This is a genomic window from Cellulosimicrobium funkei (assembly GCF_900155925.1).
GTDB classification, from domain to species: domain Bacteria; phylum Actinomycetota; class Actinomycetes; order Actinomycetales; family Cellulomonadaceae; genus Cellulosimicrobium; species Cellulosimicrobium funkei.
Genome location: NZ_FTMI01000005.1, coordinates 165,058 through 186,463, shown reverse-complemented (window position 1 = coordinate 186,463; position 21,406 = coordinate 165,058). Strand labels below are relative to the sequence as shown.

The window sequence follows — 21,406 nt, the reverse complement described above, 5'->3', positions numbered from 1 at the left end:
GCACCCGAGCCCGGAAACTCATCGACGGGGAGGCCAGAGGGTCTGTCGCCCGGCGCCCGGGAACGGTAGCGTCCGACGGAGGGCTCCGCGCACAGTTCTCGAAGGACAGGTCGGCGGGGTGCCGGCCGGGGGGACGCGACGTGGCGTCCCCGCTCTTCTCCACCGCCACCGAGCCCGAGAGGAACCCGCCATGACCGACACCGACCGCACCGAGCACCCTGCCGAGAACCTCGCCGAGGCGTCTGCCGCCGCGCCTCCTGCCCGGCGCCCCGACACCGTCGTGCTCGTGCACGGCCTCTGGATGACCCCCCGGAGCTGGGAGGGGTGGGTCACGCACTACGAGCAGCAGGGACTCACCGTCCTGGCGCCCGGCTACCCCGGTTTCGAGATCGAGGTCGAGGGGCTCCGGGAGAACCCGCAGCTCATCGCCGACCTCACCGTCCCGGAGACCCTGGACCACCTGGCCTCCGTCATCGAGGCGCTCGACGCGCAGCCGATCATCATGGGCCACTCGTTCGGGGGCACGCTCACCCAGCTCCTGCTCGCGCGGGGTCTCGGTGCCGCGGGCGTCGTGATCGACTCGGCGCCCACCGAGGGCGTGCGCGTCAGCCCGGTGTCCCAGGCGCGCTCCCTCTTCCCGGCGCTGCGCAACCCCGCGAACCGGCACCGCGCCGTCGGCTTCACGCCCGAGGAGTTCCACTACGCGTTCACGAACACGCTCAGCGAGGAGGCGTCGCGCGAGGTGTGGGAGCGGTACGCGATCCCCGCCCCCGGCCACTGGGTGTGGGAGTACGGCCTCGTCGCCAACTTCAAGCCCGGGCACCAGGACACGTGGGTCGACTACTCGGCGGACCGGGCGCCCCTGCTCTTCGTCGCGGGGGAGCAGGACCACATCATGCCGCCGGCCGTGAACCGTTCGAACGCCAAGCACTGGGAGGCCTCGCCCGCGCTCACGGAGTACTACGAGTTCGCGGGCCGCGACCACTGGACGTGCGGGGCACCAGGGTGGGAGGCGGTCGCGGACCACGCGCTCGACTGGGCCCTGGCGCACGCGAGGGCGCCGCGCGCCTGACGGCTCGGGGCCCGCGACGTCAGACGAGCACGTCGCCGTCGCGGGCCACGACCCGGCCGCCCGCGACGACGAGCGCGCGGCGCGGGGTGCGCACGACGGCGTCGGGCACGTTCTCCGCGTCGACGAGCACCACGTCCGCGGGCGCGCCGACGACGAGGTCGTGGACGTCGCGGCCGACGAAGCGCGCGGCGTCGGACGTCGCGACGCGCGCCGCGGTGACGAGCTCCTCGTCGTACCGGAAGCGCGAGAGGCGGGCGAGCTGGGTCGTCAGCGCGAGGAGGTCGCCCGTCCCGTACGGGGACCACAGGTCGCGGATGCCGTCCGTGCCGAGCCCGACGGCGACGCCCGCCGCGCGCAGCGCGTGCACGGGCAGGGGAGCGGCGCCGATCGGCGCGACCGTGGTCATGGTGATGCCGGCCTCGCCCATCGCGGCGACGAGCTCCGCCTGGCGCGACGCCGGGACGTCGCCGACCGCGAAGCCGTGCGCCACGTTGACCTTGCCCTGGAGGCCGGCGCGCAGGGTGCGGTCGATCATGAGCTCGACCTGGAACGCGCCGAGGTCCCCGCCGTCGTGGAGGTGCACGTCGATCCCGACGCCGCGGCGCTCGGCGATCGCGAACAGCCCGTCGAGCTGGCCGACGGGGTCGCGGTCGATCGACGCCGGGTCGAGGCCGCCGACGTGCTCGGCGCCCGCGGCGGCGGCCGCGTCGAGCAGGTCGAGCACCCCGGGCCGGCGCAGCACGCCGTCCTGCGGGAACGCGACGATCTCGGCGTGCACGGCGCCGTCCAGCGCGGCGAGCGCCTCGCGCACGACCTCGATGCCGCGCAGCCCCAGGCCGAGGTCGACGTCGACGTGGGTGCGGATCGCCGTCGTGCCGTGCCGCACGAACTCGCGCAGCACCGTGAGCGTCACGTCGACGCCCGGGATGCCGAGCTCGTCGCGGTGCGCGCGCTCGTGCGCGATGCGGCCCTGCGTCGTCGCCTCGCCGCCGTAGCTCACCCAGGGCCGGCCCCACCAGCTCTTGTCGACGTGCGCGTGGGCGTTGACGAGGCCCGGGAGCGCGAGCAGGCCGCGGCCGTCGACCACGCCGGCCTCCGGCGCCGTGCCCACCGCCGGGTCGTGCGGCGTCACCGCGGCGATGCGGCCGTCCGCGACGTGCAGGTCGACCGGCTCGCCGCCCCAGGGGCGGACGTCGCGCAGGACGGTGACGGTCTCGGGGGTGCGGGCGGTGGTCATGCGGCGGGTCCTTCCGGCAGCGGGACGACGACCTGGGGCCGTCCGGGGATCTGGATCTCGTACGTGTCGAGCGTGCCGAGGTCGACGACGGTCGCGCCGTCCCACGCCTCGGCCTGCGTGTACCCGCCGGCGAGCACGGCGCTCGGGCGCCCCGTCGCGGGGTCGGTCCACGTCGTCACGGTCTCGTGGCGGCGCGTGAGCGAGGTGACCTGCTCCGCGCCGGTCGCCGGGTCGAGCACCGTCACGTTCGGCCCGCCCGTGGCGTTGCCGAACGGGCCGTTGCCCACGACGACGACGCGGCCGTCGGGCGCGCGGGCGACGCCGTGCTGGTGGCTGTCCGCCGCCGAGGCGACGGTCGTCGTCGTGCCGGTGGCCGGGTCGAGGCGGACCAGCACGCGGCCCTGGTAGGGGAGCAGGAGCGAGCCGTCGTCGTCGAGCACCGCGTAGTGCGGCTTCTCGAACGACGCGAGCCCGCCGTCCGTGCCGAACGGCGCGACCTCGATCCGCCGGGCCTCGAACGTCGTGGTGTCGACGACGTGCACGGAGAACGTGTCGTGGTCGACGGTGTAGACCTCGCCGCCGTCGGCGGCGACGAGCACGTCGAACGGTCGCAGCCCCACGGGGGTGCTCGCGACGACCTCGCGCGACGCGACGTCGATCGTCTCGAGCGTCGACGAGTCGCCGCGGTGGACGGCGACGTGGACGCGGGCGCCGTCGGGCGAGACGGCGATGCCCATGCCGCCGCGGCGGTACTCGCCGAACGCGACGCGCGCGGGCGCGTCCCGGTAGGGGAGGAGGTCGACCCGCTCGCGCGTCGCGAGGTTCACGACGGCGACGCCCTGGGCCGTCGAGACGTAGGCGCGCATCGTCGGGGCGTGCACCGCGACGCCCCACGGCGCGGCCCCCACCTCGATGCGGTCGACGACGGCGCTGCCCTCCCGGATCGTCGGGTCGACGACCGCGAGGCCGTCGGACTCCGCCTCGGTCGCGAGCAGGAACCGCGGGGTCTCGACGGCGGGGACGGCGTCGGGCGCGGGGGTCGTCGGGCCGTCCGCGGGCGTCGTCGCAGGAGTCTGCGGCGAGGCGGCCGGGCTCGGCGGTGCAGCGGGCGCGGCGTCGTCGCCCGCCCCGCCGGGCGTGCACGCGGCGAGGACGGCGACGCCGAGCGCCGCGGCCCACGCCACCACGTGGCGCGGCCGACGGTTCCCGGGCCGGTCGGTGCGGCGCGGGACGGGAGGGGCAGCCATGGCCAAATGGTATACCAATCGCGGCGAGCGCTCCGCGAGCGCGATGCGGCGACCGACCGAGGGCCCCGGCCGAGTCAGCCCTCGAACGTCGCGGGCGCCTCCAGCACGACGTCGTCCGGCGACTTGTCCCGGCGCCATCCCTTCCACACGGGGTGGCGCAGCTTGCCGAACGGGACGTCGTCCCCGTCGCCCTCCCCGGCGCCCGTCCACTCGGCGTAGACGACCTCCGCGACCCGCCGCGGCGACACCCAGTGCGCGTCGCGCGCGTCCTCGCGCGGCACGCCCACCGCGGGCGGCGTCGTGCGACCGATCCGGTCGAGCTCGGCGACCAGGTCACGCCGCTCGGCGTCCGTGAAGCCCGACCCGACCCGGCCCACGTAGACGAGGCGGCCGTCGTCGGGCACGGCGAGCAGCAGGGACCCGACGAGGTGCGTCCGCTCGCCGTGGCCCGGCCGCCACCCGACCACGACGACCTCCTGCGACTGCGCGTGCTTGAGCTTCAGCCACAGCGCCGAGCGGCGGCCCGACGAGTACGTCCCGTCGCGCCGCTTCGCGACCACGCCCTCGAGCCCCAGCCGCCTCGACGTCTCCATCGCGGCCTCCAGGTCCCCGTCGAACACGGGCGGCACGTGCACCGGGGCGACGGCGTCGCGCAGCACGTCCTCCAGCACCTCGCGCCGCTCGTCGTACGGGCGCTTCGCGAGCGACCGCCCGCCGGTCTCCAGGACGTCGAACACCATGAGGTCGACCGTGACCCGCCGTCTCGCCGCGGCGACGTCCCCCGGCTTGGCGATGTTCGCGCGCTGCTGGAGACGCCGGAAGCTCGGCCGCCCCCGCGCGTCGAGCGCGACGATCTCCCCGTCCAGGACCACCGGCAGCGCCTCGGCCGGGACCTGCTCCGCGAGCGCCTGCAGCTCCGGGTACGTCACCGACATGTCCTTGCCCGAGCGGCTCACGAGCCGCACGCGACCCTCGGACACGTGCGCGAGCGTCCGGAACCCGTCCCACTTCATCTCGAACGCCCACGCGTCGCCGTCGTGCAGGTCGCCCGCCGACGCGGGCGACGCGAGCATCGGCCGCCAGTCCGTCCGAGCCGGCCGCGGCTCCGGCGTGTCGTCGTGGTCGGGCGAGGACGCGCCCCGAGCCGACCGCGAAGCCGGGGGTGGGGAGGAGGTGCCGGGTCGTGGCGGGTCTGGCGGGAGCGGCGAGGGACGAGCCGCGGATGGTAGACCCGGCGCCTCCTCCCCACCCCCGGCGCCCCGACCCCGCGCGCTCTCGCCCGGACGGCTCGGCCTCGGCGCCATGAGGTGGATCAGCCAGTTGTCCTCGTCGCGGCCGTCGCGGCCGCCCGTGTGGATGAGCGCGAGGCGGCGCGTGCCGTGCTGCTCGCCGTGGAGCGTGACGATGACCTCCTCGCCGTCGCGCCACTTCTCGAGCTCGTACGTGCCAGCGTCCCAGATGGTCACCTCGCCGGCGCCGTACTCGCCCTTCGGGATCGTGCCCTCGAACGAGCCGTAGGCGAGCGGGTGGTCCTCGGTCTGGACGGCGAGGTGGTTCTTCTTCGGGTCGGTCGGCTCGCCGCGCGGGAGCGCCCAGCTCACGAGGACGCCGTCGTGCTCCAGCCGGAAGTCCCAGTGCAGGCGGCGGGCGTGGTGCTCCTGGATGACGAAGCTGTTGCCCGCGCTCGGCGGCGGCGCCTCGTCCGGGACGGGCTCGGGCGTGCGCCCGGCGTCGCGCATGGAGCGGTACCGGTGCAGGCGGTCGGGCCGCTCGTCGTCCGTCCCGCCGTCCGCGGTCCCGCTGCCCGACGCCGCACCCCCCTTGCGCTCGAACGTCGCCATGCGCGCGGGCGTGGGCTCGAGCGCGGAGAGGTGTCCCTGCGTGAGCGCGGCGAGCGGGTCGCCCAGGGTGCGCACGCGCTCGACGACCTCGTCGAGGTCCAGGTGGCGCAGGTCCGGGTCGTCGAGCTCCTCCCAGGTGCGGGGCGCGGCGACGGTGGGGTGCTCTCGCCCGCGCAGCGAGTAGGGCGCGATCGTCGTCTTGTTGCCGTTGTTCTGGCTCCAGTCCACGAGCACCTTGCCGCCGCGCAGCGACTTCTTCATGTCGCTCACGACGAGGTCGGGGTGCTCGGCCTCCAGGTAGCGGGCGAGCTCGTGCGCGACGGCGGAGACGGCCGCCGCGTCCTGCTTGCCGTCGAGCGCGGCGTACAGGTGGATGCCCTTGGACCCGCTCGTCACGGGCAGGGGTTCGAGGCCCATGCCCTGGAGGATCTGCCGCGCCTGGCGTGCGACCTCCGCGCACTCGGCCAGCCCGGCCCCCGGGCCGGGGTCGAGGTCGAGGACGAGGCGGTCGGGGTCGAGGTGCGCCCCGGTGCGGCCGAACTGCCACTGCGGCACGTGGAGCTCGAGCGAAGCCGTCTGGCCGAGCCACGTGAGGGTCGCGAGGTCGTTCACCAGCACGTAGTCGTTGGCGCTGCTCTTGTGCTGGATGCGCCGCGTGCGCACCCAGGACGGGACGCCCTGGCCCGCGTTCTTCTGGAAGAACACCTGGCCGTCGACGCCGTCGGGCCACCGCTTGCGCGTCGCGGGCCGGTTGGCGCAGTGGGGGAGCATGACGTCGGCGACGGCCGCGAGGTACGCGAGGACGTCGGCCTTCGTCGTGCCGGTGGCGGGGTAGAGGACCTTGTCCAGGTTGGTGAGCCGCAGGCGGTGACCACCGACGTTCACCGTCTCGCCCGCCCGGCTGGATGTGGTGGCCATGGGCCCATCGTGGCGCGGGCCCGACGGCGTCGCCCGCCGTGGCGGGAACTTCTCGGCGCCCTCGACCGTGGACACTGGGTGGGGCTGTCCGACCGGCCGGGGAGCCCGCCCGGGGTCGATGCCGGACCGAGAGGATCACCGTGACGCACCTGACGACCGACGACGTACCGCTCCCCGCGGAGATCGGTCCCCGCGTCCGCGAGTTCCGTCGCCTGATGATGAACTACAAGTTCGGCATCGACGAGGTGATGACGAAGATCACCGTGCTCCGCGACGAGTTCCGGCACGTGCACGACGACAACCCGATCGAGCACCTGGGCTCGCGCCTGAAGTCGCTCGAGTCGATCGTCGCGAAGGCGCGGCGCAAGGGGATCCCGCTCACCCCGGAGGGCGTGCGGGAGAACATGTTCGACGTCGCGGGCGTCCGGGTCACGTGCGCGTTCGTCTCCGACATCTACCGCGTGCGCGACCTGCTCGTGGGCCAGCGCGACCTCACGGTCCTGGAGGAGCGCGACTACATCGCGCACCCGAAGGGCAACGGCTACAAGAGCCTGCACCTCATCGTCCAGGTGCCGGTGTTCCTCTCCGACCGCGTCGAGGACGTCGTCGTCGAGATCCAGCTCCGCACGATCGCCATGGACTTCTGGGCGAGCCTGGAGCACAAGATCTACTACAAGTACCAGCGGGACGTGCCTCAGCACCTGACGGACGCGCTCAAGCTCGCGGCGGACGTCGCCGCGACCCTCGACACGACGATGGAGCGCATCCACGACGAGGTCCGCAGCCTCGACGGCGTGCCGGAGCCGGTCGAGAACACCGACGAGCTCGCCACGCCGCGCGAGGTGATGGAGAGCTTCATGCGGACGGCGCAGGTCGCCGACGAGGCGTTCCACGAACGCCGCCACGACGGCTGAGGCGACGCTCCCGCGCGGGCCGCGCGACGACGTCGGGCCGCTCAGACCAGCGTCTCGACGCCGATCCGCACCCGGTCGCCGACGTCGACGCCCTCGGCGCGGCGGACCGCGGCCTTGATCGGCACGACGAACGTCTTGCGCTGCGCGTCGGGGAACACCGACGTGGACCAGCGCTGCGCACCGAGCGTCACCTCGACCTTGACCGAGCCGAACCCCGCGGGCGGCAGCGGCAGCTCCGCGATCTCGTCGCTCACGTCCTCCGGGAGCGCGGCGAACACCCAGCTGTCGGTGCGCGCCTCCCACCGCCACAGCTCGGCCTCGAACTCGAACCTCGTCCCCGCCACCCGTCCATGGTGCCGCGGGCCACCCACACGCGGGTGCCGACGTCGCGCCGTATCCCTCGCGGGCGGGCGCCGGTGACGCCACCATGGACGGATGAGGGCCATCTGGAAGGGCGCCATCACGTTCGGCCTCGTCAACGTGCCGGTCAAGGTGTACTCCGCGACGGAGGACCACGACGTGCCGCTGCACCAGGTCCACGACAAGGACGGCGGCCGCATCCGCTACCGGCGCGTGTGCGAGATCGACGGCGAGGTCGTGCCGTACGAGCACATCGACAAGGCGTACGACGACGGCGAGCGCACCGTCGTGCTGACGAGTGAGGACTTCGCCGCGCTCCCCGCCGAGCGCAGCCGCGAGATCGAGGTCGTGGAGTTCGTGCCGAGCGAGCAGATCGACCCGCTCCTGCTCGACCGCAGCTACTACCTGGAGCCCGACTCGAAGTCCAACAAGGCGTACGTGCTCATGCGGCGCACGCTCGAGGAGACCGACCGGACGGCGATCGTGAAGTTCGCGCTCCGCCAGCGCACGCGGCTCGCGGCGCTGCGCGTGCGGGACGACGTGCTCGTGCTCCAGACGCTGCTGTGGGCCGACGAGGTGCGCGAGGCCGCGTTCCCCTCGCTCGACGACGAGGCGAGGGTGACCGACAAGGAGCTCGCCATGTCGGCGCAGCTCGTCGCGAGCTTCGAGGCGGACTTCACGCCGGAGGATTACGAGGACGACTACCAGGCGCAGCTCCGCCAGCTCATCGAGGCCAAGCTCGAGCAGGGCGACGCGCTCGACACCGCCGAGACCTTCGGCGAGCAGCCGGAGGAGAGCGAGGGCGCGGAGGTCATCGACCTCATGGAGGCGCTGCGCAAGTCGGTCGCGTCGTCCAAGAGCTCGCGCGCGAGCGGGGGGAAGGCCTCGGGTTCAGGCTCAGGTTCACGGTCCGGGTCGGGCTCCGGGTCGACCGGGAAGTCCGGCTCCGGCCGCGCGAGCTCGTCGTCGGGCAAGGGGTCGAGCGGTTCCCGGTCGACGAGCGCGAGCAAGAGCTCGGGCACGAAGGAGAAGGCGGCGTCGAAGCCGGCCGCGAAGAAGAGCACGAGCCGCGCCGCCTCCACGAAGGAGAAGTCGACCACCTCGAAGACGACCCGGAAGAAGGCGTCCGCCTAGCACCGGGCGGCGGGCGCGCACCGCGCGATCCCGGGCGGGTGCGATGAGTTCCGCGCTCGGCGCCCGTCGGAACGGGTGGGCGGTCGACCGGCCGCCCGCGAGGCCCTGCGAAGGAGACGACGATGCGTGCGATCGTGCCGAGCCTGTGGTTCGACGGCAACCTCGAGGAGGCCATCACGTTCTACTCGAGCGTCTTCCCCGACGCGAAGGTGGGCGACGTGTTCCGCCAGCCCGACGGCACCGCCGTGTCGGCGGACTTCGAGCTCGCCGGCCAGCGGTTCGACGCCATCAACGGCGGTCCGCAGTTCCCCTTCACCGAGGCGGTGTCGTTCGTCGTCGAGTGCGAGTCCCAGGACGAGGTCGACGAGTACTGGGCGGCGCTCACCGACGGTGGCCAGGAGTCGCAGTGCGGCTGGCTCAAGGACCGGTTCGGGCTGTCGTGGCAGGTCGTGCCGCTCGAGTTCCTCGCGATGCTGCAGGACCCCGACCCGGCGCGCGTGCAGCGCGTCGTGGACGTGATGATGACGCAGTCCAAGCTCGACCTGGTGCCGTTGCGCGCCGCCTACGAGGGCTGAGCCGGCGCGGAGAGGCCGAACCCGCCAGGTCCAGGCGGTGACGTGCCTGTACCCGAGCGCCTGCTCGCGCGGGACCGACGAGCATCTCGGCGAGGGCGAGGAAGTGACGGACGATCCCGTGCTGTCCGTGCTCGAGGACGAGCGACGTCGCCTCGGTGTGGTGCACGCCGGAAGGGTTGGACGCAGCGATCACGACGTTCGCGTCGGCGACGATCGCTCGTCCCAGCCCGCCCGGACGTCGTCGAGGTAGTCGGCCGCCGCGTAGTGCTCCGAGACCGTCGTGAGCGCCGCCACCGCCCGGCGATGCTCGGCCTCGGCGACGTCGTCCTCGTGCTCGAGGGTTTGGGCGTCGGGGCTCCGAGGTGCTCGTCGGCACGGTCAGGATCTCTGGCGTTGCGCCGCCCCGCCCGGGCGTCGCAGCGCGACGAGCTCGCCGATGAGGCCGAGGAGGTCGTCCACGTCGTCGCCGGGGCGGGGACCGCGGAAGGCGAGGTCCTCGTCCGCGTTACCGTCGCCGTCGTCCCCCTCGTCGCCGCCCGTGACGCGGCCGAGCACGTCGCTGCTCAGCGCGGCGTGCGCGTAGAGGCCGTCGCTGAGCAGGACGATCGCGTGGGCGACGACGGGGTCGCCGACCTCGTCGAGCACGGCGCGGGTCCACGCGTCGTGTGCGCCGTCGAGCGCAGCACGGGCGCGCGGGTACGACCCCTGCGCGAGCCGGGACACGGCGAGGTAGACGAGCTCGAACTCCGTGTCGACGAGCGTCGAGGTGCGGATGAGGTAGTCGACGGCCCCCGCGGGGGCGGCGCGCATGGCCTCCACGTCGGCGGCGGTGAGCTCCCGGAGGTGCTCGGTGAGGCCGTCGGCGAGCGCGTCCTTGGAGCCGAAGTGGTAGAGCAGCCCGCCCTTGGACACCCCGGCGCGCTCGGCGACCGCCTCGAGCGTGGCGGCGCGCTCGCCCTGCTCGACGAGCAGGGACGCGAACGCCCGCAGGACCTTGGCGCGAGCAGCGGGGGGCGGCGGCATGGCACCGAGGGTAGTCGGCCCGTGCGGACCCGCAGGCCGGTGAACCGCGAGCCCGCGGCCGGTACGGGGGCGCCGGTCGGGGGAGGCGGCGCGGTGCGCAGCGTCACAGTCGAGGGCGGGATGACGGTGGCCTGTCCCGTCGTTACTATACCGTCTGGACGGTCTGGAAGTTCGGCGCCACCGCGTCGCCCCGGCCGCCCGGAAGACGTGGAAGGACCCCTCGCCGTGACGACCCCCGTGACGACGACCCCGACCGGGACCACCGCCCAGCACGAGCCCGCGACGCGTGGACCCGCGCGCGGCGCCGCCGGCCGCTGGTTCGCGCTCGCCGTGCTCATGCTCCCGGTGCTGCTCGTGTCGGTCGACAACACCGTGCTCAGCTTCGCGCTGCCCCAGATCTCCGAGTCGCTGCGCCCCACCGGGACGCAGCTGCTGTGGATCATCGACATCTACCCGCTCGTGCTCGCCGGTCTGCTCGTGCCGATGGGCTCGTTCGCCGACCGCGTCGGCCGCCGTCGGCTGCTCCTCACCGGTGCGGTGGGCTTCGCCGCCGTCTCCGTGGTCGCGGCCTACGCGCCCAGCGCCGGAGCGCTCGTCGCGTCGCGCGCCGCGCTCGGCTTCTTCGGCGCCATGCTCATGCCGTCGACGCTCTCGATCCTGCGCAACGTCTTCACCGACCGCGAGGAGCGCCGGCTCGCCATCGCCGTCTGGGCCGCCGGGTTCGCGGCCGGGTCCGCGCTCGGGCCGATCGTCGGCGGCTTCCTCCTCGAGCACTTCTGGTGGGGCTCGGTCTTCCTCCTCGCCGTCCCGGTGCTCGTGCTGCTGCTCGCGCTCGCGCCGTTCTTCGTGCCCGAGTCGCGCGACCCCGCGCCGGGCCGGATCGACGTCCTGTCGATCGTGCTCGTCATGGCGACCATGACCCCGGTCGTCTACGGCATCAAGACCTTCGCGAAGTCCGGCCCGAGCGTGGTCGCGCTCGCGAGCGTCGCCGTCGGGCTCGCCGCGGGCGTGCTGTTCGTGCGCCGTCAGCTCCACCGGTCCAACCCCATGATCGACGTGCGCCTCTTCACGCGCGGCGCCTTCAGCGGCGCGGTGCTCGTCAACCTGCTGTCCGTGTTCTCGCTCGTCGGCTTCCTGTTCTTCGTGTCGCAGGACGTCCAGCTCGTGCTCGGGCTCGGCCCGATGCAGGCCGGCGTCGCGCTCCTGCCGGGGCTGGTCGTCATGATCGTCGCCGGGCTCGGCGTCGTCCGGGTGGTGCGGCGCGTGCGCCCGGCGCACGTCGTCGCCGTCGCGCTGCTGTTCTCCGCGACGGGCTACGCGATCGTCGCCGCGGGCGCCGGGCAGAGCACGCTCGCGCTGCTCATGGTCGCGTTCGTCGTGCTCTCGCTCGGCGTGGGCGCGGCCGAGACCGTGTCGAACGACCTCATCGTGTCGTCCGTCCCCGCCGCGAAGGCGGGTGCCGCGTCCGCGATCTCCGAGACCGCGTACGAGGTGGGCGCCGTGCTCGGCACGGCGGTCCTGGGGAGCATCCTCACGGCGTCGTACCACGCGAACGTCGTCGTCCCGCAGGGAGTCCCCGCGGCCGACGCCGTCGCCGCGGCCGAGACGCTCGGCGGCGCGACCCAGGTCGCCTCGACCCTGCCCGCCGGGCAGGCGCGGGCGCTGCTCGACTCCGCGCACGCCGCGTTCGGCAGCGGCGTCGGCACGACGTCGCTCATCGGCGTGGTGCTCATGCTCGTCGCCGCGGGCGTGGCGCTCGTCACGCTGCGGGGCGCGAAGTCCTGACGGCGCGCCGCCTCGCGCGCCCCGCCGCACCCTCGCGGCGGGGCGCGCGGCGCTCGCGGTTGGCGACGAGAGCCGCGATCCGGGAGGCTGGGCGGTGATGAGCCGTCCGCACCGCACCCCGCCCCGCTGGGTCCGCTGGACCCTCGGCATCCTGCTCGCCCTCGTGCCGTGCGTCGTGTGGGGGGTCACGACGGCGACGGCCGAGCGCAGCCTCGGCCCGCACGAGGCGCTGTACGAGGTCACGACGAACGGCCTCGTCACCGTCGACCTCGGCCCGCTCGGGACGATCCAGATCGACTCGCCGCTGCCGCTCGGCCTGGGCGCCGACGTCACGGTCGAGGAGATCCCTGCCGACCTCACGGCCGTCGGGCAGGCGGACACGCTGGAGGGCCTGTCCCAGGACCTCGAGGACTATCTCCGCTTCTTCGGCGGCCCGCAGGAGACGATCGGCTCCGTCGCGCGCGCCCTCGTCGTCGACGCGCTGCGCCGCACGGGGTTCGCGATCCTCGTCGTGGCGGCCGTCGGTGCGGGTCTCTACCTCCTGCTCGGCCCGCCGCGCCGGCGCGAGCTCAGCGAGCGGGTCGCGCCGCGCACGTACGAGATCACGGCGGGCGTCGTGCTCGTCTCGCTCGTCGGGGCGTCGCTCGTCGCGAGCGACCCGGGCACGACGGCCGGGCCGTCCCAGCGCGCGTCCGCCGTGTTCGACGGGACCCCCCTCGAGGGCGCGCGCATCACCGGCCGGCTCGCGGGCGTCGTCGACACCTACGGCGCGATGCTCATCGACCTCTACCGCGAGAACGAGGACTTCTACGCGCGCGCGGACGCCCACCTCGTCGCGGCCTGGGACCGGCGCGACCGGATCCAGCGCCTCACCGCGCCGCGTCCCGCCGCGGCGGGCACGTCCGACGACCGAGCCTCCGACGCGCCGTCCGACGGCGCGTCCTCCGACGCGACGGGCGACGCCCCGGACGCGACGGAGGGGACGACGTCGGGCACGGACGACGGGACCGACGCGGGAGCCGACGAGCCCGTCGCGCCCGACGACGGCTCCGACAGCGAGACCGACACCGAGTCGGGCGACGAGCCGACGCCGCAGCCCGCCCCCGCGGCGGAGGAGGACCTCGTCACGCTCCTCGTGGTGAGCGACCTGCACTGCAACACCGGCATGGCCCCGCTCATCCGGACCGCGGTGGAGCGGTCGGGGGCGTCGGTCGTCCTCAACGCCGGCGACACCACGATGAACGGCACGGCCGTCGAGTCGTTCTGCGTCGACTCGTTCGCCTCCGCGGTGCCGAAGGGCGTGACGATGGTCGTCGCCGACGGCAACCACGACAGCGTCGAGACCTCGGCGCAGGAGCGCGCGAACGGCCAGACCGTCCTGGACGGCAAGGTCGTCGAGGTCGAGGGGATCCGCATCCTCGGCGACCGCGACCCGCTCGAGACGCGGCTCGGGCTCGGCAGCCAGCCACCCCGCGAGGAGACGCCGGAGGAGTACGCGGCCCGGCTGACCGAGGTCGCGTGCGCCGAGCAGGCGGACGGGGACCCGATCGACCTCCTCCTCATCCACACGCCCCGCATCGGGAACGAGGCGCTCGACTCCGGCTGCGTCCCGAACCAGGTCTCCGGGCACATGCACACCCGGTCCGGTCCGGAGCGGACAGGCGGGGGCGTCCGGTACGTGAGCGGGAGCACCGCGGGCGCGGTCAAGGACCAGCTCCGCATCGGACCGCTCAAGGGCACCGCCGAGATGACGGTGCTGCGCTTCGACCCCGAGCGGCGGCGCATCGTCGACTGGCAGCTCGTGCAGATCGGGACGGACGAGTCCGCGAAGGTCTGGCCGCGGATCGCGTGGCCCACGCCGTCCGGCGAGCCGGTCGTCGAGGAGCCCGACGAGGACGGCACCGAGGTCGGCACCGAGAGCGACGTGCCCGACGGCGACGCGCCCGCCGACGCCCCGGCCGGGGGTGAACCCGCGGGCGAGGGCTGAGCCGCTGCGCGTCGGTGCTCGCCGCGCGCTGCGCGGCACGGCAGGATGGGGCGTATGAGCAGGTCGACGCGCTGGATCGTCGTGTCGGTGGTCCTCGCGCTCGTCGTGGTGCTCCTCGCCCCGTTCGTGTACTCGGAGGTGCAGGAGGGCCGCACCCCGCCCCCGCTGGGTCTGCAGTCGCCGGGGGAGGAGACGGCGTCCGCGGCCCCGGCCGCGCCCGGGCCCTTCGACGTGGACGGCGAGTGGGTCGTCGCGCCGGGCTCCGAGGCGGGCTTCCGCGCGGACGTCCTCGACGTCCCGGCGGACGAGGCGGTGCTCCTCGGCACCACGCCGGACGTCACCGGCACGCTGCGCGTCGCGGACGGGGAGCTGCAGACCGCGACGGTGACCGTCGCGACGACCGCGCTCCGCACCGGGTCGTCCGTCGCGGACCGCCAGCTCCAGCAGGCGCTCGAGACGGACCTGTACCCGACCACGCTCTTCTCGCTCACCTCGCCGCTCGACGTGAGCGAGCTCGCGGCCACCGACGAGACGGTCCGGCTCCAGGCCGCGGGGGCGCTGACGATCCGCGACGAGACCCAGGCCGTGACGGTCGCGCTCGACGTGCAGCGGTCGGGCCAGGGGGTGCTCGCGACCGGGGCGATCGGCGTGCGCTTCTCCGACTTCGGCATCGCGGTGCCGCCCGACGCGCCCGTGCAGGTGCGCGACGAGGGGACGGTCGAGGTGCGGCTCGAGCTCGTCCGGTCCGCGACCCCCTGAGCTCCCGCCGGACGCCGTGACCTAGGGTGGTCGGGTGGACCACCCGACCGACCTGACGCCCGTCGCCCAGGACTACCTCAAGGTCGTCTGGGCCGCTCAGGAGTGGGCGGACGAGCGCGTGACGACGAAGCTCCTCGCCGAGCGCATCGGCGTCGGGGCCTCGACCGTCTCCGAGACGGTCCGGCGGCTCAGCGCCCAGGGTCTGCTCGAGCACGCGCCGTACGGCGCGATCACGCTCACCGAGCGCGGCCGCAGCCTCGCGCTCGCGATGGTGCGCCGCCACCGGCTCCTCGAGACGTACCTCGTGTCCGAGCTCGGCTACGGGTGGGACGAGGTCCACGACGAGGCGGAGGTGCTCGAGCACGCGGTCTCCGACCTGCTCATCGAGCGCATCGACGCGCGCCTCGGGCACCCCACGCGCGACCCGCACGGCGACCCGATCCCCGGCGCCGACGGGACCGTCGTCCGCCCGCCCGCGGTCCCGCTCGCGGAGCTCGGCGTCGGCGACCGCGGCACGGTGGTGCGGATCTCCGACGCCGACCCCGACGTGCTGCGCTACCTCGCCGAGATCGGCGTCGGCCTCGACACGGGCGTCGAGGTCCGCGAGCGCCGCGAGTACGCGGGCATCCTCTCGGTCGTCTGGTCGCCGCCGGCGGAGGGCGTCGAGCCGGTGCCGGAAGGCCGCCCGGCGGCGCCCGCCCAGCTCGGTCTGCGCGCGGCGGACCACGTGTGGGTCGTGCGCGCCGAGCCCGTCTCCGCCTAGACTGGCCGCCTGCCCTTCTTCTCGTCGCCGATGTCGCCGACCGGACTCGAATCGATTCGACAACTCCGCTCCGAGCCGCTCGCCCGACCATCCCGACCGACGCACGAGGACACTCATGACCGACGCCACCCCGTCCGCACCGCCGTCGGACGCCCCTGAGCCGCGCGACGCCGGCCGCCTGCGCGGCGCCGGGCCCGCGCTGCTCGCGCTCGCGATGGGCGGCTTCACCATCGGGACGACCGAGTTCGCGACCATGGGGCTCCTGTCCGACATCGCGACCGACCTCGGCACGTCCATCCCGACCGCCGGCCACGCGATCACGGCCTACGCCGTCGGGGTCGTCGTCGGTGCGCCGCTGCTCACCGTCGCCGCGGCACGCGTGCCGCGCAAGACGCTCCTCCTCGCGCTCATGGCGTTCTACACGCTCGGGAACCTCTTCTCCGCCACGGCAGGGAGCATCGAGACCCTCGTCGCCGGGCGCTTCCTCGCCGGGCTGCCGCACGGCGCGTTCTTCGGCGTCGGGGCGGCGGTGGGCGCGGCCGTCGCGGGTCCTGGCCGCCGGGGCCGCGCCGTCGCGACGATGATGGCGGGCCTGACGATCGCGAACGTCGTCGGTGTCCCTCTCTCCACGTTCGCCGGGCAGCAGCTCGGCTGGCGGGCCGCGTTCGTCGTGGTCGGGGCGCTCGGGCTCGTGACGCTCCTGGCGCTGTGGCGGCTGATCCCCGCCGGGGCGGGCGACGAGGACACGAGCGTGCGGCGCGAGCTCGGCGCCCTGCGCAACGGCCCGCTGTGGACGGGGTTCGTCGGCGCCGCGATCGGGTTCGGCGGCATGTTCGCCGTGTACTCCTACGTCGAGCCGACCGTCACGCGCGTCACCGGGCTCGCGTCCGGCGCGGTGCCGCTCGTGCTCGCGATCTTCGGCGTCGGCATGACGGTCGGGACGGTGCTCGGCGGCCGGCTCGCCGACCGCTCGGTGATGCGCACCGTGTACCTCGGGTTCGTGTCGACCGGGGCGATGCTCGCCCTCTTCGCGCTCACCGGGCAGCACCCCGTCCCGGCCGTGCTGTCGCTGTTCCTCCTCGGCGTCACGTCGCAGATCCTCGGCCTGTCGCTCCAGACGCGGCTCATGGACCTGTCGCCGTCGGCGCCGTCGCTCGGTGCGGCGCTGTGCCACTCCGCGCTCAACGTCGGCAACGCCAACGGGGCGTTCCTCGGCGGGCTCGTCATCGCCGCCGGCTGGGGCTACCTCGCGCCCGCCTGGACGGGCGTCGTGCTCACCGTGGCCGGCCTCACCATCATCCTCGTCGCCGGTCGCCGCCCCGCGGGCGTCGTGGTCGCCACGCTGCCCGACGACGCGCACGCGCCGTCGGCGGCCGTCGCGCCGCCGCGGTAGCCCGTCGACCGACCGAGGTGGCGCCCGTGCGGTGGTCCGGTGTCTCCCAGCCAGGTCCCAGCGGGGCGCGGTAGGTTGTGCCGTGCGCGCACCGCCGTGCGCGCCGTCACGTCCGGCGGGAGCCGGTGACCCACGAGGAGCGTCCCCGTGAGCAAGAGCGCCACCGCCGGTGCGAACGTGTCCGCCGGGCCCGACGACGAGCTGCTGCCCGCGTCCGGCCCCCGCCCGATCAGGCCGCGCACGATGGGCTGGCTGCTCGTCGTGCTGGGCGCGATCGGCCTCGCCGGCTCGGCGGCGCTCGCGATCGAGAAGTACCTCAAGCTCGCCGACCCGGGTCACGTCGCCTCGTGCAGCGTCAACGCCCTGCTCGACTGCGGCGACGCGATGGACTCGTGGCAGGGCGCGCTCCTGGGCTTCCCCAACCCATTGCTCGGGATCGCGGCGTTCCCCGTGGTGATCACCACGGGCGTGGTCCTGCTGGCGGGCGCCCGCCTGCCGCGCTGGTACTGGCTCGCACTCCTCGGCGGGACGACGCTCGGCATGGGCCTGATCGTCTTCCTCATGTGGACGACGATGTACGCGATCTCCGCGATGTGCCCCTACTGCATGGTCGTGTGGTTCGCCATGATCCCGCTGTTCTGGTACCAGGTGGTCCACGCCGTGCAGGAGGGCTACCTGCCCGCGGGCGAGGGCGTGCGCCGCACCCTCGTCCGCAACCGGAACCTGTTCCTGGCGATCGCCTACGTCGCGCTCGTCGCGTGGATCGTGCTGGTCAAGGGCCCGATCATCGTCTCGCTGTTCTGACCGGCGCCGCCGCGCCGGTGGTGCCGTGTCGCGTCAGCGCCAGGCCGGCTGGTCCGGCGCGGCGTCCTGCGGGTAGCCGTGGCCGCCCGGCTGCGGGGGAGCGGACGGCCCACCCTGGGCCTGGTGGGCGGACTGCGCCGTCGCGCCGGGCTGGCCCGCGGCGAGCGGGCTGACGACGACGGCCGTGCCGTACGCGCACACCTCCGAGAACGACGCGGCGATCTCGCCGGTGTCGAAGCGCATCCCGACGACGGCGTTGGCCCCGCGGCGCTGCGCCTCCTGCACCATGCGGTGCATGACCTCCTGGCGCGACTCGTAGACGAGCTGCGTGTACTCCTTGACCTCCCCGCCCCCGATCGAGCGGAAGGACGCGACGAAGTTCGCCCCGAGGTTGGCGCTGCGCACGGTCATGCCCATGACCTCGCCGAGCACCGCGTCGATGCGGTAGCCGGGCACGTCGTTGGTCGTCACGATGATCACGCCGCACATCCTCGCACGGGGCGGACGGCCGCCGTCGGGCCGTGCGACGGCCGGTAAACTCGGCCGGGTGACCACGCCTGACACGACCTCGATCCCGCACGCCCCGGACGCCCCCGCCGCGGGCGGCCCCGCCCACCGCTACACGCCGGCGCTCGCGGAGCAGATCGAGCTCAAGTGGCAGGAGCTCTGGGAGCAGCGCGGCACGTTCTGGGCCGCGAACCCCACGGGCGACCTGACGGACGGCGAGGGCGACGGCCCCCGGGGCGCGAGCCCGTACTTCATCATGGACATGTTCCCGTACCCGTCGGGCGCGGGCCTGCACGTGGGGCACCCCCTCGGGTACATCGCGACGGACGTCGTGGGCCGGTTCCGGCGCATGCGCGGCGAGAACGTGCTGCACGCCCTCGGCTACGACGCGTTCGGCCTGCCCGCCGAGCAGTACGCGGTGCAGACGGGGCAGCACCCGCGCGTGACCACCGAGGCGAACATCGCCAACATGCGTCGGCAGCTGCGACGCCTCGGGCTCGCGCACGACTCGCGCCGCACGTTCGCGACGATCGACCCCGAGTACGTGCGCTGGACGCAGTGGATCTTCCTGCAGATCTTCGACTCCTGGTACGACCCCGAGGCCCTGCGCCCCGACGGTGGTCGTGGCCGCGCGCGCCGCATCGCCGAGCTCGAGGCCGAGCTCGCGTCCGGTGCCCGGCCGGTGCCGGGCGGCGTCGAGGGCGTCGAGGAGGGGGCCGGCTGGGCGACCCTCACGCCCCAGCAGCGCCGCGCCGTCGTCGACTCGCAGCGCCTCGCGTACGTGGACGAGTCGCCCGTGAACTGGGCCCCCGGCCTGGGCACGGTCCTCGCGAACGAGGAGGTCACCGCCGACGGCCGCTCGGAGCGCGGGAACTTCCCCGTGTTCCAGCGCAGCCTGCGCCAGTGGAAGATGCGCATCACCGCGTACGCCGACCGCCTCGCGGACGACCTGGACCTCATCGACTGGCCCGAGAAGGTCACGGCGATGCAGCGCAACTGGATCGGTCGCAGCGAGGGCGCGCTCGTGCGGTTCGCCGTGCTCGGCACGCCCGACGGGGCGAACGACGCTGCGGCGGAGTCCGGCGCGGAGGTCGAGGTCTTCACGACGCGCCCGGACACGCTGTTCGGCGCGACGTTCATGGTCGTCTCGCCCGAGCACCCGCTGCTCGACGAGGTCCCGGCGCACTGGCCGGACGGCACGTCGAGCGCGTGGACGGGCGGGCACCGCTCGCCGGTCGAGGCCGTCGCGGCGTACCGCCGCGAGGCCGCCGCGAAGACCGCTGTCGAGCGCCAGGCCGACGCCGGCAAGAAGACGGGCGTGTTCACGGGGCACCTCGCGGTGAACCCCGTGAACGGCCAGGCGATCCCGGTCTTCACCGCCGACTACGTGCTCATGGGCTACGGCACGGGCGCGATCATGGCCGTCCCCGGCGGCGACGAGCGTGACTTCGCGTTCGCCGAGGCGTTCGGGCTGCCGGTCGTGCGCACGGTCGAGCCCGCGGACGGGCTGCCGGAGGACTTCACGGGCCCGTACACGGGCGACGGCGTGGTCGTCGGCTCGGCGAACGACGAGATCTCGCTCGACGGGCTCGACGTGCCCGAGGCGAAGCGCCGCATCACCGAGTGGCTCGTGGGCAAGGGCATCGGCGAGGGCACGACGACGTACCGCCTGCGCGACTGGCTGTTCAGCCGCCAGCGCTACTGGGGCGAGCCGTTCCCCATCGTCTGGGACGAGAACGACCAGCCCGTCGCGATCCCCGACGCTCTGCTGCCCGTCGACCTGCCGGACGTCCCCGACTACGCGCCCCGCACGTTCGACGCGGACGACGCCGACTCGTCGCCCGAGGCGCCGCTGGGCCGCAACGACGAGTGGGTCAACGTCACGCTCGACCTCGGCGACGGGCCGAAGCAGTACCGCCGCGACACGAACACGATGCCCAACTGGGCCGGGTCGTGCTGGTACTACCTGCGCTACCTCGACCCGCAGTGGGACGGCGGTGCCCAGGACACGGTCGTCGACCCCGAGCTCGAGCGCTACTGGATGGGCCCGGAGCACAACCCGAGCGCGGGCCGCGCCGGGGGCGTGGACCTGTACGTCGGCGGTGTCGAGCACGCCGTGCTGCACCTGCTCTACGCGCGGTTCTGGCACAAGGTCCTCTACGACCTGGGCCACGTGTCGAGCGTCGAGCCGTTCCACAAGCTGTTCAACCAGGGCTACGTCCAGGCGTACGCCTTCACCGACGCGCGCGGCCAGTACGTCCCCGCCACCGAGGTCACGGAGGAGCCCGCGCCCGACGGCTCGGGCGAGGTCGTGTACCGCTGGAACGGCGAGGTCGTGCAGCGCGAGTACGGGAAGATGGGCAAGTCGCTCAAGAACGTCGTCACGCCCGACGAGATGTACGCCGAGTACGGCGCCGACACGTTCCGCGTGTACGAGATGTCGATGGGCCCGCTGGACCTGTCGCGCCCGTGGGAGACGCGCGCCGTCGTCGGGTCGCAGCGGTTCCTGCAGCGCCTGTGGCGCAACGTCGTCTCCGAGGAGACGGGCGAGGTGACGGTCGTCGACGAGCCGGCGTCGCCCGAGACGCTGCGCGCCGTGCACCGGGCGATCGCCGACGTCCGCGTCGAGATGGAGCACATGCGCCCCAACACGGCCATCGCGAAGCTCATCACGCTGAACAACCACCTCACGTCGCTCGACCGCGTGCCGCGCGAGGCCGTCGAGCCGCTCGTGCTCATGACCGCGCCCGTCGCGCCGCACATCGCGGAGGAGCTGTGGGAGCGCCTGGGCCACGAGCGCTCGCTCGCGCACGAGCCCTTCCCGACGGCGGACGAGCGCTACCTCGTCGAGGACACCGTGACGTGCATCGTGCAGGTCAAGGGCAAGGTCCGCGGCCGGCTCGAGGTGCCGCCGTCGATCTCGGAGGAGGACCTCACGGCCGCCGCGCTCGCCGAGCCGAACGTCGTGCGCGCGATCGACGGCGCCGAGGTCCGCAAGGTGATCGTCCGCGCCCCGAAGCTGGTCAACATCGTCGTCTGACGACCCGACTCGCTGAGTGCATGAAATCGTCGCGTGCCGGGCGCTCG

17 protein-coding genes are annotated in these 21,406 nt (G+C 74.0%); 11 read left to right on the top strand and 6 right to left on the bottom strand.

Annotated features, from left to right (window positions below):
* Positions 1-190: 190 nt before the first annotated feature.
* Positions 191-1,072 carry an alpha/beta hydrolase gene (locus tag BXA05_RS14040; protein ID WP_076405592.1) on the top strand — a complete coding sequence of 294 codons (882 nt, stop codon included), beginning with the start codon at positions 191-193 and terminating at the stop codon, positions 1,070-1,072.
* Positions 1,073-1,091: 19 nt separating this feature from the next.
* On the opposite strand, the gene BXA05_RS14035 is transcribed toward BXA05_RS14040, so the two are convergent.
* The 3 genes from BXA05_RS14035 to BXA05_RS14025 form a co-directional block, all read right to left on the bottom strand.
* Positions 1,092-2,309 carry an amidohydrolase gene (locus BXA05_RS14035; protein ID WP_076405590.1) on the bottom strand — a complete coding sequence of 406 codons (1,218 nt, stop codon included), beginning with the start codon at positions 2,307-2,309 and terminating at the stop codon, positions 1,092-1,094.
* Positions 2,306-3,556: a YncE family protein gene (locus tag BXA05_RS14030; protein WP_211435868.1), complete on the bottom strand. Its 1,251-nt coding sequence runs from the start codon at positions 3,554-3,556 to the stop codon at positions 2,306-2,308. Before BXA05_RS14030 ends, BXA05_RS14035 begins: the two co-directional genes overlap by 4 nt.
* Positions 3,557-3,630: 74 nt before the next feature.
* Entirely contained in the window at positions 3,631-6,315 is a 2,685-nt protein-coding gene (locus BXA05_RS14025) for an ATP-dependent DNA ligase (RefSeq protein WP_076405587.1), read from the bottom strand.
* Positions 6,316-6,530: 215 nt separating this feature from the next.
* Between BXA05_RS14025 and BXA05_RS14020 the strand changes: the two genes are divergently transcribed.
* Positions 6,531-7,229, top strand: coding sequence for a GTP pyrophosphokinase (locus BXA05_RS14020; protein WP_074809919.1), 699 nt, complete (start codon positions 6,531-6,533; stop codon positions 7,227-7,229).
* Positions 7,230-7,270: 41 nt separating this feature from the next.
* On the opposite strand, the gene BXA05_RS14015 is transcribed toward BXA05_RS14020, so the two are convergent.
* Positions 7,271-7,573, bottom strand: a complete 303-nt coding sequence (locus BXA05_RS14015) for a DUF1905 domain-containing protein (RefSeq protein ID WP_031315545.1) — start codon at positions 7,571-7,573, stop codon at positions 7,271-7,273.
* A 91-nt stretch (positions 7,574-7,664) separates the two neighbouring features.
* Here BXA05_RS14015 and ku point away from each other — a divergent pair, with 91 nt between their 5' ends.
* Together ku and BXA05_RS14005 are read left to right on the top strand one after the other, a co-directional pair.
* On the top strand, positions 7,665-8,723 hold the full coding sequence (gene ku, locus BXA05_RS14010) for a non-homologous end joining protein Ku (RefSeq protein ID WP_076405585.1): 1,059 nt from the start codon (positions 7,665-7,667) through the stop codon (positions 8,721-8,723).
* Between the two features lie 122 nt (positions 8,724-8,845).
* Positions 8,846-9,298, top strand: a complete 453-nt coding sequence (locus BXA05_RS14005) for a VOC family protein (RefSeq protein WP_043654330.1) — start codon at positions 8,846-8,848, stop codon at positions 9,296-9,298.
* Positions 9,299-9,676: 378 nt separating this feature from the next.
* Here BXA05_RS14005 and BXA05_RS14000 read toward each other — a convergent pair whose 3' ends face one another.
* Positions 9,677-10,321 (bottom strand): TetR/AcrR family transcriptional regulator, encoded by a 645-nt coding sequence (locus BXA05_RS14000; RefSeq protein WP_244550473.1) that lies wholly within the window; start codon positions 10,319-10,321, stop codon positions 9,677-9,679.
* Positions 10,322-10,546: 225 nt separating this feature from the next.
* Between BXA05_RS14000 and BXA05_RS13995 the strand changes: the two genes are divergently transcribed.
* The 6 genes from BXA05_RS13995 to BXA05_RS13970 all read left to right on the top strand — a co-directional run bounded on the left by BXA05_RS13995 (position 10,547) and on the right by BXA05_RS13970 (position 17,812).
* Positions 10,547-12,106 (top strand): MFS transporter, encoded by a 1,560-nt coding sequence (locus BXA05_RS13995; protein WP_244550472.1) that lies wholly within the window; start codon positions 10,547-10,549, stop codon positions 12,104-12,106.
* Between the two features lie 97 nt (positions 12,107-12,203).
* Positions 12,204-14,093, top strand: a complete 1,890-nt coding sequence (locus BXA05_RS13990) for a metallophosphoesterase family protein (RefSeq protein WP_076405583.1) — start codon at positions 12,204-12,206, stop codon at positions 14,091-14,093.
* A gap of 54 nt (positions 14,094-14,147) precedes the next feature.
* A complete protein-coding gene (locus tag BXA05_RS13985; RefSeq protein WP_076405581.1) occupies positions 14,148-14,852 on the top strand; it encodes a YceI family protein in 705 nt (234 codons plus the stop codon).
* Positions 14,853-14,886: 34 nt separating this feature from the next.
* Positions 14,887-15,615, top strand: a complete 729-nt coding sequence (locus BXA05_RS13980; RefSeq protein WP_076405579.1) for a metal-dependent transcriptional regulator — start codon at positions 14,887-14,889, stop codon at positions 15,613-15,615.
* A 115-nt stretch (positions 15,616-15,730) separates the two neighbouring features.
* Positions 15,731-17,008 carry an MFS transporter gene (locus BXA05_RS13975; protein ID WP_083711894.1) on the top strand — a complete coding sequence of 426 codons (1,278 nt, stop codon included), beginning with the start codon at positions 15,731-15,733 and terminating at the stop codon, positions 17,006-17,008.
* Between the two features lie 147 nt (positions 17,009-17,155).
* On the top strand, positions 17,156-17,812 hold the full coding sequence (locus BXA05_RS13970) for a vitamin K epoxide reductase family protein (protein ID WP_240696681.1): 657 nt from the start codon (positions 17,156-17,158) through the stop codon (positions 17,810-17,812).
* A gap of 33 nt (positions 17,813-17,845) precedes the next feature.
* On the opposite strand, the gene BXA05_RS13965 is transcribed toward BXA05_RS13970, so the two are convergent.
* A complete protein-coding gene (locus BXA05_RS13965) occupies positions 17,846-18,292 on the bottom strand; it encodes a YbjQ family protein (RefSeq protein ID WP_051876945.1) in 447 nt (148 codons plus the stop codon).
* Between the two features lie 67 nt (positions 18,293-18,359).
* Between BXA05_RS13965 and leuS the strand changes: the two genes are divergently transcribed.
* Complete coding sequence (leuS, locus tag BXA05_RS13960; RefSeq protein WP_425291926.1) at positions 18,360-21,359, top strand: leucine--tRNA ligase; 3,000 nt, start codon at positions 18,360-18,362, stop codon at positions 21,357-21,359.
* Positions 21,360-21,406 lie beyond the last annotated feature (47 nt).

What these genes read in the sequence shown, in the direction of transcription:
- BXA05_RS13990 (WP_076405583.1), top strand. Translation starts at nt 12,204, where the DNA reads ATGAGCCGTCCGCACCGCACCCCGCCCCGCTGGGTCCGCTGGACCCTC.
- BXA05_RS14025 (WP_076405587.1), bottom strand. Translation starts at nt 6,315, where the DNA reads ATGGCCACCACATCCAGCCGGGCGGGCGAGACGGTGAACGTCGGTGGT.
- BXA05_RS14035 (WP_076405590.1), bottom strand. Translation starts at nt 2,309, where the DNA reads ATGACCACCGCCCGCACCCCCGAGACCGTCACCGTCCTGCGCGACGTC.
- BXA05_RS13985 (WP_076405581.1), top strand. Translation starts at nt 14,148, where the DNA reads ATGAGCAGGTCGACGCGCTGGATCGTCGTGTCGGTGGTCCTCGCGCTC.
- BXA05_RS13975 (WP_083711894.1), top strand. Translation starts at nt 15,731, where the DNA reads ATGACCGACGCCACCCCGTCCGCACCGCCGTCGGACGCCCCTGAGCCG.
- BXA05_RS14030 (WP_211435868.1), bottom strand. Translation starts at nt 3,556, where the DNA reads ATGGCTGCCCCTCCCGTCCCGCGCCGCACCGACCGGCCCGGGAACCGT.
- BXA05_RS14020 (WP_074809919.1), top strand. Translation starts at nt 6,531, where the DNA reads ATGATGAACTACAAGTTCGGCATCGACGAGGTGATGACGAAGATCACC.
- ku (WP_076405585.1), top strand. Translation starts at nt 7,665, where the DNA reads ATGAGGGCCATCTGGAAGGGCGCCATCACGTTCGGCCTCGTCAACGTG.
- BXA05_RS14000 (WP_244550473.1), bottom strand. Translation starts at nt 10,321, where the DNA reads ATGCCGCCGCCCCCCGCTGCTCGCGCCAAGGTCCTGCGGGCGTTCGCG.
- BXA05_RS14005 (WP_043654330.1), top strand. Translation starts at nt 8,846, where the DNA reads ATGCGTGCGATCGTGCCGAGCCTGTGGTTCGACGGCAACCTCGAGGAG.
- BXA05_RS14040 (WP_076405592.1), top strand. Translation starts at nt 191, where the DNA reads ATGACCGACACCGACCGCACCGAGCACCCTGCCGAGAACCTCGCCGAG.